Raw genomic sequence first — 12,636 nt, forward strand, 5'->3', positions numbered from 1 at the left:
ACACCCGTTCCCATGCAACACGATTCATATGAGTACAGCTGCATCACATAACACAACAAAACACTCCACTAGGGAAACATTCTATTTACCCTAGTGGAGTGTTTATTATGCACATGATCGTATCATTACATACATACCCAGACATGGCGTATAAATGAGCCTTTTTGTACAGGTACATACTGTTCTATCGACCAGCCGGCTGTCAGCAGGTGCTCCTGCACCCACTCTGTAGAAACAACAACAGCTCGTCCGGATAACTTGCGTAATTTCACCAGCATTGCTCGCTGTTCCTGCTCGGGAAGAACAGAGCAAAGGTTATAGGGCATGTCGAATACTGCCGAATCATATTCACCTTCCAAACTCTTCATATCCCCCAAAGTTATCCGATCAGGATCATATCCAAAGTAGTGTAAATTGGTACGAGCCCCACGTACAGCAAGTGCATTAAGATCATTACCTTTCGTATCAATCCCCATGGATAAAGCTTCAATAACCACTGTCCCCATTCCGCAGCACGGATCAAGCAAGCGATGATTCCGAACCTCTGGAACCGCAATATTCACCAGTGCTCTAGCCAAAGTAACTCCAAATCCTGTGGAGTAATTTTGAGGTTTTTGCTGATGTACCTGCCACGACTTGTCGGATTCTGTCCACTGACCGAAGATCCATTTTCCCTTCGTTTTAATTAGGCCGAAAGTCACTTCAGGTTTCTTCATCTGCGCTGTTCCAACGATGCACATCCCTATCTCTCTTTCAAGCTTTCGTGCCTGATCATAGTCTGGGGGATGATCTCCCGCTTTCAGACAAATCACTTTAAACGTCTCATCCTGCGTCAGACGGATTTCACGAGCTATAGGAAGCAGTTCAGTGACAGAGTCACCTTCCCCCAGTACATCCAGCCGTCCATGAATAAACGGACTTCTCCCCGGCGGGATACAGCGTTCAGACCAAACGTAAGAACCACTGTCCGAATACACCATTGAAGCCGATGCGAGCAGCGCGCTCAGTTCAAGCTGGCATAATTGTCGTTCATTCTCATGACAGGCATACGTGTATACATATTTCACCGGAACCATAACTTTTCTCATTCTCCCATCTACCTTATGCTCGAAATCTATATCACCAGATGGATTAATCCGGCTTCATTTCACTTTTCTTAAATCTGTTTCTTAAATCTGTTTAAATTCAGGTTTACTTTCATCGATAAGCGCTGTAGGTAGTTATTGTATCCAATGCCAAGCTGAGAATCAACGACGCCGAAATATACCTTCGCTTTCATATGAGAACACAGCAAAAAAATAAGGATTCCCCGCATGGGAATCCCTATTGCTGCATGTTTTTTAGGACCTGATACTAAACGGAACATGATACGTTAAATTTGTCAATTCAAACAATTGTTTTACCTTGTTTCTTCTATTATATAGAAAAGGTTATACTTTCAATTTTTCAATCGATGCAAGAAGATCGTCGGACATTTCTTTCAGGGTCTGAATGTTGCTGCTGATCGCCTCCATCGAGCCTACCTGTTCCTCTGCCGAAGCAGATACTTCTTCCACACTTGCAGCGGATTGCTCGGACACCGCAGAGATCTGCTGGCTGAAGTCATTCATTCGACCACTGCTCTCTTCCATACCTGCGAGTCCTTGCGACATCGTTCCGATCACCTCTACCATACTTTCAACCGATGTATTGATCGTTTTGAACAGCTGACCTGAAGCAGATACCCGTTCCTGTCCCAGTTCCGTCTCCTGCACACCCAAACGCAGCTCGTTCACTACTCCTTGGGAATCCTGCTGAATATCCTGAGTAATGGTTGTGATCTCTTCAACCGATTCCTGAACAGCTTCGGACAATTTCCGAACCTCGGATGCCACAACAGCAAAACCACGTCCGCTCTCTCCAGCCCGTGCCGCTTCAATCGAAGCGTTCAGCGCCAGCAGGTTAGTCTGGCGGGCGATATCATGAATCACCAGGACCAGCTTGGAGATATCTTCATTTTTGCGATTCAGCTGTTCCATTTTGCTCATCGAGGACGACACAGCGCTGGCAATCTGCTGCATCTGCTGTACCGATTCCTCCATGGCTTCACGTCCACTCTGCCCCTGCTCCAGCACTTGATTGGACATGGAACGAAGCTGGTTCCCCTGCTCGGCATGTTTCTGAATATGATCATTCAGTTCATCCACGGTGCGAGCCGACTCGACAGCGGTCTGAGCCTGACTTTCGGCCGCCTTGGCAGACTCCTCCATCGTGATCGCAATCTGTTGACTGCCGATCTTGACTTCTTCAGAAGCGATGGCTAATTCGTTGCTTTGACGATTTACCGTTTCGGCTACACGCCTTACATTTAGCACCATGGCAGTGAGATTAGCCTTCATCTCATTGACTGCTTTGGCCAAGGCACCGACCTCATCTTCATGTTTGGTGTGCACATCCTGTACGTTCAACTGACCTTCCGCGATCAATTTAACAGCACTGATGACACGAAGCAGCGGTTTGACCACCTGTGTACGAATAATCGGTACAAATACGGCCGTGATGAGAATCATCGCAAGCACACCTATAATGACAAACAATCGGCCATCCTGAACAGAACGAATCGTTTTCGCTGCCGAGATGTCTGATTGCTGCTGATTGTAATTAACGAGAAAATCCAGATTCACCTGCATGGTATCAAAGGATTCTGCCCCTTTATCAGCTACTTCTTTGGCGAGCTGCGTCTCTCCTTCGTCACTCAACCGAATCGCCTGAGTGTTGATTTTCAGATATGCTTCCCACTTCTGTTTAAACTCCGACCAATGTTTCGCTTCTTCCGCAGACTTTTGCTGTTTATCATAAATAGTCATAGCCTGTGATGTTTCACGAATAAATTTGGTACGCTCTTCATTAATCTTGGGTCTGTCGGATGTGTCTGCATCAAAGTAACGATAGCTTAGAGACAAAATATGCTCCGTTGTATAGTTCAATCGGTTAATCTCTTGAATAGATGGCATCCAGTTACCTGTAATATCATTTGTGTTGGTCTCAATCGAATTCATTCGGCCAATGATGGTAACGCTTAAAATAATCAAACAGAGGATTAACAAGTAAAACGCGATGCTGATACGCAGACCGATACTCTTGATTTTAAATCTGCTGAACATATGATTTCCCCCTCATAACAACTTTCTCCACATTTACAACTTAGTACTATTTTCGCAAATAAACCCATCTATTGGCCCCTTGCAAATCAAACTCGTCTATATTATATCTGCACAATTGCCGTAAAGTATTATAGCATTCTTTGATCAGTAAGCGCTGTAATTCGTGAAAATTTGTTGAAATTTATCGAAATGAAAAGAACTGCAGCATCCGGCAACGTTCAGATCTGCAGCTCTTGGTCTCTAACATATGATAGATTGCTAGTTTGATCATCTTTCATTTGATACGACCATGTCGATTTCACAACATCCGACTCATTAAGTTTATCATGAAAAAAACGATTCATTGCTGTTCACTCAAGCCCTCCATCAGCAATCGATAAGATTCCAGTCTCCGCTCATAATCAGGTCCAGCCGTGACCACGAGTATGCGGTTCGTCCTCAGTCGCTGACCCAACTCTCGGATATAACGCCATACTTGTTCGGGTGTCCCGACAACCTGCCGAAGTGCATCGTTATCTCCTGCCTGTGACGTATTATTATAAGGGGCAGTTTGGGTAGTGTCCTCTCGGATTGGATACACTTCCTGTTCCTTCTTACGTCGTTCCGCCATCTCACGACTCCACGTTAAAGCCTCGTCTTCAGATGCTGCACATAATACCCGGATGGCCACCATCACTTCTGGTTCCTTCAGCCGGGCACTTGGCACGAAGTCTTTCCGATAACGCTGTACCGCCTCCACTCCATCGGAATCACTCATAAATTGACCAAATACATACCCCATACCAAACTGTGCGGCGTATGCTGCACTTTTGACATTGGTCCCCAGCATCCATAGGGATAACGGAATATCGGGGATTGGACGCGCTGTAACCGGAACATTCTCATACGTATACCGGTCTTCCAAGAGCTCGGTCAGGGAAGCAAGTGCGGCAGGAAGAGTCGCAACATGCTGCAGGTAGTTGCCGCTGAGTGCCATTGCTGCATGCGGCCCTCCGCCAGGAGCTCGTCCCAGGCCAAGCTCGATGCGGCCCGGATAGAGTGAAGCCAGCAGGCGGAACGACTCCGCAACCTTAAGCGGGCTGTAGTGCGGAAGCAGAACGGCGCCTGATCCAAGCTGTATCGATTCGGTTCTGGCACCTATATGTGCCAGCAGCACCTCAGGAGCAGCAGAGGCAAGCTCATCCATATCATGATGCTCAGACGTCCAGTACCGGGTATATCCCCATACTTCAGCACGTTGAGCCAGAAGGACAGCCTGCTGGAGAGCCTGTTCAGCAGAAGCGTCATTCAGCCTGGGAACAAGGTCCAGCACACCCAGACTGAATTTCCCCTCCGCATTGTCTCCAGCGTTCTGGCCAGCACTTTTACCATTATATTTACTACAACTTTCACTTAAGTTTTCGCTAAAGTTAGCAGTCAACTCCTACAACTCCTTTGCCGCTGCTCGTCTCTCTTCTATTAATCCAGATCATAGATCGAACCGACCTTCAGACCGTAAAGTTCATTGTAGATCTTCTCGGCAAACGCATCGGTCATCCCTGCTATATAATCAATCACCATATGCTCCCAAGTCCAGATGGGCTGTGCTTTCGCTTGATCTTTCTCGTATCGCTGCAGCCAATCAGAAGGAATGATGGATTTTGATGTTTCCGGATCCAGAAAGGCATCCCACAACCGTTTAATCATCCATTCACTGCGTTTCTGCAGCCGCTGTACGCGCAGATCCCGGATCATCGTCACCCAGGCGAAGCTCTTGAGCACACTCACCGTGCGCAGCATGTCGAGGTCTTCCGCGCCTTCCCGGACGAAGGTTACCTTTTTCCAGTCCCCGTCATCAATTACACCAAGACTGCCTACGAAAAGGCTGACCCAATACGCTTTCACCTCACGACGGGTACGGGAGTAATCGTGCTCACAGAAAGGCATCTTCTCATTCCAGATGCGTAGAAATGACGCAAGCACCTCTTCTACTTTTGCCGCGATCGCTTCTCTTGTCCAGCCCTTCCAGAACAGATCCTCCAGTGTGGTGATTTTGTCGACGATAAGCCGGTTGATATGTTGGTCCTGCAGGAAATGCTCATGCACCTCGATTTTGCCAGCTTTGATGCCATCCTCCAGATCATGTGCAGAATATGCGATGTCATCGCAGAGGTCCATCAGCTGGGCCTCGAGTGTTTTCTTGCCTGCCGGGATGTTCCATCGGTCCCGAATCTCGCGGATGTACTGCCATTCATGATGGTACATGCCTTTTTTGCTTTCGGTGCCTGGATAGGGATACTTGTTGATCCCCAGCAGAACGGCATCGGACAGGTTCAGTCCGTCAATATCCTCACGTTTCTCCAAATACATAATGAGCCGGAAGTTATGTGCGTTCCCTTCAAAATGCTCGTATTTGCGCTTCAGCTCCGCTCGTACATCGGATTCCGCCTTAGGGGTTTTCGCTGCACGGCTTTTCTTCATAATCTTCTTGGTCTCGCTGTTAATCAGATCATCCAGGATACCGTCCAGCACCTCTTCCCCTTTATGTCCAAAAGGAGGATGGCCGAAATCATGTGCGATTGCTGCACATTCTACAACTTCCGAGTCGATGATCAGTCCTGGACTCTCCGCCTGGCTCCAGTCTACCTCCGGGTAATGCCGTAACAGACTTCTGGCCGCTTCTCGTGCAATCTGCGCCACCTCAAGGGAATGAGTTAGACGTGTCCGATAATAATCACCGGTTCCGGCCCCGAATACCTGTGATTTGCCCTGCAGTCTGCGGAAAGTCGGTGAATGAATCAATCTGGAATAGTCACGTTCGTATGCTGCACGCGAGCCCTCCAGCTTCGTAAGTTCAGGATATTGTCTATGTTCTCTCAGATCGTTCCATTGCATGTGGATCACTCCTAGCCGATTGTCTCTATTTTGAGTGATTATACACAACATCTGCGGTTTCGAAAAGCAAAATCCGTCTGTCATGTTAACTCTTCTCACATCAACTGATGATGTACAGCCTCTCTCTGTATATTATACCCGCAAGATTATCCTCTGTGCATCGGATTAAAGTGCTGCGCTGTGCTGCAGAGGAGACGGCTGTACACAGATACGAATGGAATGAAGCCAGAACGCTGAGAAATGGAGCTCCTACGAATGCTCGTACTGCGCCACACTTGCGACCAGATTTCAGAACATTCCATGAAAAAGAACCCGGCAGGCACATCATGTCCTGTCGGGCTCAGTCTCAAAGTATAGTTTTAAATACCAACGTATCGGTCCGTATGACCATGCAGCACTCACATTTTCATACCCTTTCCTTCCAGACCTACACCATCACCTTACAGATATCGTTTGTAAACTCAACAGGGTCCTGAATCGGTAATCCTTCAATCAGCAGTGCCTGATGATACAGCAGGCTGGTGTACAAGCTCAACTTTTCCTTATCCTGTGCAAAAGCTTCCTTCAGCGATTTGAACACATCGTGGTTCACGTTAATCTCCAGCACTTTGTCAGCTTGTACATCGCCGCTGTTCGGCATCGCTTTTAACACTTTTTCCATCTCGATCGTCAGTTCGCCCTCGGTGGACAAACATACCGGATGGCTGCGGAGGCGCTTGGAGGCTTTCACCGCTTTAACTTTGCCTTCCAGCTGTGCCTGCATCGCTTCAAACAATTCCTTGTTGTCATTGTCCTGCGCATCGGTCTCTTCTTTCTCCGCGCTGTCTTCAATGCCCAGGTCACCGCTGGAGATCGATTTAAATTCTTTTTCCTTATAGTTCATAATCATCTTGATTGCGAACTCATCGATATCGTCGGTGAAGTAAAGCACCTCATAGCCTTTTTCGAGTACTCCTTCGATCTGCGGAAGCTTCTCGATCCGGCTGATGGATTCACCTGCGGCATAATAGATATATTTCTGATCTTCCGGCATTCTGGAGACGTATTCGTCCAGGCTGACCAGCTTATTCTCTTTCGAGGACGTGAACAGCAGCAGATCCTGCAGTGTATCCTTATTTACGCCATAATCACTGTACACGCCGTACTTCAGCTGACGACCAAAAGCTTGATAGAACTTCTCGTAGTTCTCCCGTTCGTCTTTGAGCAGGCTCTGCAGCTGGCTCTTGATTTTGTTTTTGATGTTCTTCGCGATCAGGCTGAGCTGACGGTCATGCTGCAGCATCTCACGAGAGATATTCAAAGACAGATCCTCCGAATCCACCATCCCTTTAACAAAACCGAAGTAATCCGGCAGCAGGTCGCCGCACTTGTCCATAATCAATACCCCGTTGGAGTACAGCTCCAGACCTTTTTCATACTCCTTGGTGTAGTAGTCAAACGGCGTGTTCTCCGGGATAAACAAAATCGCATTGTATACCACAGCGCCATCCGCGCTGATATGAAGATGCTTCAGCGGTTTGTCGAAACCGTACCGTTTCTCCATATAGAAATTGGTATAGTCTTCTTCGGTGAGCTCGCTTTTATTTTTACGCCAGATTGGCACCATGCTGTTCACGGTTTGTTCTTCCTTGTATTCCTCAAACTCGTTCTCCGTACCTTCCTTCGGACGCTGGCTGGTCACATCCATTTTGATCGGATAACGAATGAAGTCAGAGTATTTCTTGATGATCGATCTCAGGCGATACTCTTCCAAAAACTCGTCATAGGAGTCTTCTTCGGTATTTTGTTTGATCGTCAAAACGATCTCTGTCCCTACGCTGTCTTTCTCAGCGGGTGTGATCGTGTATCCATCCGCGCCTTCGGATTCCCATCTCCAGGCCTCGTCGCTGCCAAGCGTTTTACTCGTTACCGTCAGCTTGTCCGCTACCATAAATGCGGAGTAGAAACCAACCCCGAATTGACCGATGATGTTATGGCCATCTTTGGCTTCGTTTTCTTTTTTGAACGCCAGGGAACCACTTTTCGCAATCACACCCAGGTTGTTCTCCAGCTCTTCCTGCGTCATACCAATCCCGGTATCGGTGATCGTGAGCGTGCGGTTCTGCTTGTCGATCGTAAGTTTGATGAAATAGTCCTCTTTATTAAAAACGAGCGTGTCGTCGGTTAGAGCTTTGTAATATATTTTGTCGATAGCGTCACTGGAATTGGAGATCAATTCTCTGAGGAAAATTTCCTTTTGGGTGTAAATGGAGTTAATCATCATATCCAGCAAACGTTTGGATTCCGCCTGAAATTCTTTTTTAATCGCCATGAATGAAATGCTCCTTTCAAATTTGGGTATCAAATGATCCTGTCCACAAACACAAAATCATTCCATATGTAATGGTAACTTCGCTTATTTGTTAGCACTCAAATAGCCAGAGTGCTAAACCCTTCTTTTTATATAACATATGGGAAAATTGGGTGTCAATATAAAGATGGTTATTTTCACAAAATGATGGATTTCCGCTCGCAGGCTGATGCTCCATCTCTAGCTGTATGACCTCTCTTCACAGTTTAACGCACTTGCTCGATCAACACAAAAACCGTCTCAAAATTTGGGACGGTGTGGAGTGCGGTTGAATGGTAACGAACAGCTTACAGGCGCAATTCACAAGAACGCTATTATATTTCAGCCCCGCCTGTATTTTAACATTTCTGCTCCCTACTTTTTTGCCATCTTGGGGTCGAGTGTGTCACGCAGGCCATCGCCCATCAGATTAAAGCCAAGCACAGTCAGCATGATCGAAAGGCCCGGGAAAATTAGTGTCCATGGAGCCTTTTGAATAAACTGGCGGGAGTCTGACAGCATTTTGCCCCATTCCGGGTCGGGAGGCTGCGCTCCCATGCCTAGAAATCCAAGTGCGGCTGCCTCGATAATCGCTGTGCCGATTCCGAGTGTACCCTGCACAATGAGAGGCGTTAGGCTGTTTGGTAAAATGTGCCGAAACAAGATGCGTCCGTTTCCCGCTCCCAGCGTTCGTGCCGATGTAATAAATTCCTCCTGTCGTAAGCTGAGCACCCGGGACCGCACCAGCCGCCCATATGTAGGAACATTCACAATCGCAATAGCAAGCAGCGCATTTTGCAAAGATGGGCCTAGTATGGCAACGATGGCAATGGCCAGCAAAATACCCGGAAAGGCCAGCAGAATATCGAACAAACGCGAGATCATCATGTCAGCCCATTTTCCATAAAATCCGGCGATTAATCCCAATAGCGCTCCTGCAATAATGGAACCGATAACCGAGAAAAAACCAACCCACAAAGATATTCGTGCCCCATGCAGTACACGGGAAAACACATCCCGACCCAGGTCATCCGTTCCAAACCAGTGCTCCGCCGAAGGAGCTTGAAGCCGATCCTGCAGCACCTGTTCTTTGTAGTCATATGGCGCGATGTATGGTGCCAGGAAAGCCAGCACGATGAAAAAAACGATAATGATCAAGCCTGCCAGCGCAAGCCGATTTCGCCGAAACGTTCTCCATGCCTCACGCCAGGGGCCAGATCTATTCATTCGCACCGCGTCAACGCTTTGTCCGGTATTGGTCGACAATTTGGCCATACAGGTTCTCCTTTGCTGAACTTGAATAAGGTTGAAAGATGAAGAGTTCACTTGATCTAAGAAGTACACAGATGCACAGATTCAAGCTGCTTTCCTGTCTTTCCGTGTTTCCCCGCAGCTCTGTCTCTTTACTTGTAACTGATCCTCGGATCAAAAACAGCATAAAGCAGATCCACAATCAGATTGATCAATACAAAAAAGAAAGCCACGATCAGGATTCCACTCTGAATCACAGGATAATCCCGTGAACTAATCGCTTCATATATATAACGCCCTACACCCGGCCAGGCAAAAATCGTTTCCGTCAGCACCGCGCCACCCAGCAGAGATCCAGTTTGGATGCCGATGACAGTCAACACAGGGATAAATGCATTTTTCAAAGCATGTCCATATACAACAAAAAACGGCCCTAATCCTTTCGCCTTGGCGGTACGAATATAATCGGAACTCATCACTTCCAGCATGCTGGAACGGGTCATCCGCGCAATAACCGCCATCGGGATGGTACCGAGCGCCACACTTGGCAGAATCAGATGTTTTGTCACCGTCCACAGCTGATCCCAGCGGCCTGCAAGCATCGTATCCAGTACGTATAAACCAGTGATTGCGTCAACCGGATCACGCGCATTCATTCGTCCAATCGAAGGGAGCCACTGCAGCTTGTTCGCGAACAGCCACTGTTCCATCAGACCGAGCCAGAAGATCGGCATGGATACCCCCACAAGAGCAATCACCATACAGCAGTAATCAAACCAGGAGTTGTGCTTCCATGCGCTGACAATCCCTGCATTGACGCCAATAACGACAGCAAACAGCATACTTGCCATGGTAAGTTCAAGCGTTGCTGTCAGATAAGGTGCAATTTCCTGGGCAATAGGCACTTTGGTGCGAATGGAAGTGCCCAGATCCCCTTTGAGCAGATCGCCCAGATAGGCGAAATACTGCTGTAACCAGGGTTTGTCCAGTCCGAGTTGGTCCCGAAGGGCCTGTTTGGACTGCTCGGTTGCTTTTTGCCCCAGAATCGTCTCTGCCGGATCACCTGGTATCGCATGAATGATCGAAAAAACGATTAATGTCATCCCCAGCAAAACGGGTAACAGTACCAGCACGCGTTTGACAATATAACTGTTCAATTCCAGATCACCTGCCCTAAACGTACGTATCATGCATGTCTTCAGATCTTCAGATAAGAGAAAACGCACCAGCGAATACGTATGCTTTGGATCGTTATCTCCAGATGCAGCTTCCGCCAAGCATTACATGTCCGCCAGCGCGTTCCGGTTCAATTCTTACTCAGAACCGCAAAACCATTATTCAAAGTAAGCACCTGCGTACGATTCGCTTCCGAGCGGAGAAGGTACAAACCCTTTCAAGTTCGCTTTACCAGCCAAGATCGGCGTTGTATGCACAAGCGGAATCCAGGGTGCATCTTCCTTGATGATCACTTGGGCCTGTTTGTACAGCTCGGCACGTTTGTCCTGATCCGTCTCTTTCTGCGCATCTGTCAGCAGCACATGCAGATCCTCATTCACATAGAAGCTGCGGTTGTTGCCCGGAATGGCATCTTTGTCCAAAAGGGTATACAGGAAGTTATCCGGGTCTCCGTTGTCCCCTGTCCAGCCAAGCATGTAGATATCGTCCTTCTCCCCGGCTTTGGCATCGTCCAGATAAGTCGCCCACTCGGGGGATTCGATGTTTGTTTTCACGCCAATTTTCTCGAAATCTGCCTGAATCGCTTCCGCTATCTTCTTGCCATCTGGCATGTACGGACGAGATACCGGCATGGCATAAAATGTCACCGGATCAGGCAGCCCGTCAGGGAAGCCGGCTTCGGCGAGTAACGCTTTTGCTTTTTCCAGATCATAGGTGTAATCTTCAATCGAATCATTGTAGCCCCATAACGTAGGCGGCATCGGGTTCACGGCAGGCTTGGCCTGGCCGGCAAAAAAGGCATCGATGAGTGCTTGTTTGTTAACGGCATGGTTGAGGGCTTGTCTGACTTTGACATTATCAAACGGTTTTTTCTTAAAATTAAAGCCGATATACGCCACGTTGAACGGTGGACGTTCAATCTTCTGCAGCTCGCTGCTGCTCTCCAGAATGCTCAGATCATCCGGGTTCAGGTCTTCCATGACATCAATCTCGCCATTCTGCAGCGCATTGAAACGGGCCGTGTTATCCGGGATGGAGCGCACGATCACCTTGTTCAGCTTCGGCAGTCCTTCCTTCCAGTAGTCCGCGTTTTTCTCCAGGGTAATGGAGTCGTTCCGCTTCCACTCTTTGAATACAAATGGACCGGTGCCTACGGGCTCGCTCTTAAAGTTTTCTTTTTTCTCCTGAATCGCCTTTGGACTGCCTATGCCAAACGGGGTCATCGCAATGTTTTGCAGGAAAGGTGCCTGCGGCTGGTTTAAAGTAAACTCAACCGTTGTTTCATCGAGCGCCTTCACTTCCTTGATCACGCGTCCGTCCTCCGGCCCAAACATCGAATCATAGTAATCGAAGGAATCTCCTTCGAATTTATATTCACTTGCCGGATCACTCCAGCGATTAAAATTGAAAACGACCGCATCCGCATTGAAGTCGGTACCGTCATGGAACTTCACCCCGGATTTCAGCTTAAACACATACTTGAGCCCGTCCGCGGAAATTTCCCAACTCTCGGCCAGCCCCGGCACAACCTCGGTTTCGCCCTCCTTGTAATCCAGAAGGGAATCAAATACCTGATGCCCAATCTTCAGGGATTCCCCATCGGTCACAATGGCTGGATCAAGCGCTACCGAGTCTCCGCCGCGTCCCATAATCATCGTATCCTGGGCAGCTGTTTCCGCCTTGGGATCACTACCTTCCGCAGGTGCTGGCTTGCCCTCGCCGCCCTCATTGCTGCTGGTGCAGCCGGACAGCACAAGTACCGTACTCAGTGCCAAAGTTAATAAACCGGACATCCATTTTTTTCTCATTCGCATACGTACAACACCCTTCCCTGACTCATAATGTGTGTAATGCCTGCATGAA

Annotated in this window: 8 protein-coding genes; all 8 read right to left on the reverse strand. The window is 48.1% G+C overall.

What is annotated here, in order from left to right:
• Positions 1–125 precede the first annotated feature (125 nt).
• Positions 126–1,088: an RNA methyltransferase gene (locus ABXS70_RS19860; RefSeq protein ID WP_366290222.1), complete on the reverse strand. Its 963-nt coding sequence runs from the start codon at positions 1,086–1,088 to the stop codon at positions 126–128.
• A gap of 342 nt (positions 1,089–1,430) precedes the next feature.
• Positions 1,431–3,143 carry a methyl-accepting chemotaxis protein gene (locus ABXS70_RS19865; protein WP_342554622.1) on the reverse strand — a complete coding sequence of 571 codons (1,713 nt, stop codon included), beginning with the start codon at positions 3,141–3,143 and terminating at the stop codon, positions 1,431–1,433.
• Between the two features lie 340 nt (positions 3,144–3,483).
• Positions 3,484–4,461 carry an MsnO8 family LLM class oxidoreductase gene (locus ABXS70_RS19870; protein WP_366296697.1) on the reverse strand — a complete coding sequence of 326 codons (978 nt, stop codon included), beginning with the start codon at positions 4,459–4,461 and terminating at the stop codon, positions 3,484–3,486.
• Between the two features lie 140 nt (positions 4,462–4,601).
• Positions 4,602–6,017 carry a dGTP triphosphohydrolase gene (gene dgt, locus ABXS70_RS19875; RefSeq protein ID WP_366290225.1) on the reverse strand — a complete coding sequence of 472 codons (1,416 nt, stop codon included), beginning with the start codon at positions 6,015–6,017 and terminating at the stop codon, positions 4,602–4,604.
• Between the two features lie 427 nt (positions 6,018–6,444).
• Complete coding sequence (htpG, locus tag ABXS70_RS19880) at positions 6,445–8,328, reverse strand: molecular chaperone HtpG (RefSeq protein ID WP_366290228.1); 1,884 nt, start codon at positions 8,326–8,328, stop codon at positions 6,445–6,447.
• Between the two features lie 393 nt (positions 8,329–8,721).
• Positions 8,722–9,621, reverse strand: a complete 900-nt coding sequence (nikC, locus tag ABXS70_RS19885) for a nickel transporter permease (RefSeq protein WP_366290231.1) — start codon at positions 9,619–9,621, stop codon at positions 8,722–8,724.
• Positions 9,622–9,749: 128 nt separating this feature from the next.
• On the reverse strand, positions 9,750–10,754 hold the full coding sequence (locus ABXS70_RS19890; protein ID WP_366296699.1) for an ABC transporter permease: 1,005 nt from the start codon (positions 10,752–10,754) through the stop codon (positions 9,750–9,752).
• A 177-nt stretch (positions 10,755–10,931) separates the two neighbouring features.
• The gene (locus ABXS70_RS19895; protein ID WP_366296701.1) at positions 10,932–12,581 is read right to left on the reverse strand and encodes an ABC transporter substrate-binding protein; all 1,650 of its coding nucleotides are present in this window, start codon (positions 12,579–12,581) and stop codon (positions 10,932–10,934) included.
• Between the last annotated feature and the right edge of the window lie 55 nt (positions 12,582–12,636).

Source organism: Paenibacillus sp. AN1007, assembly GCF_040702995.1.
Classification (GTDB): domain Bacteria; phylum Bacillota; class Bacilli; order Paenibacillales; family Paenibacillaceae; genus Paenibacillus.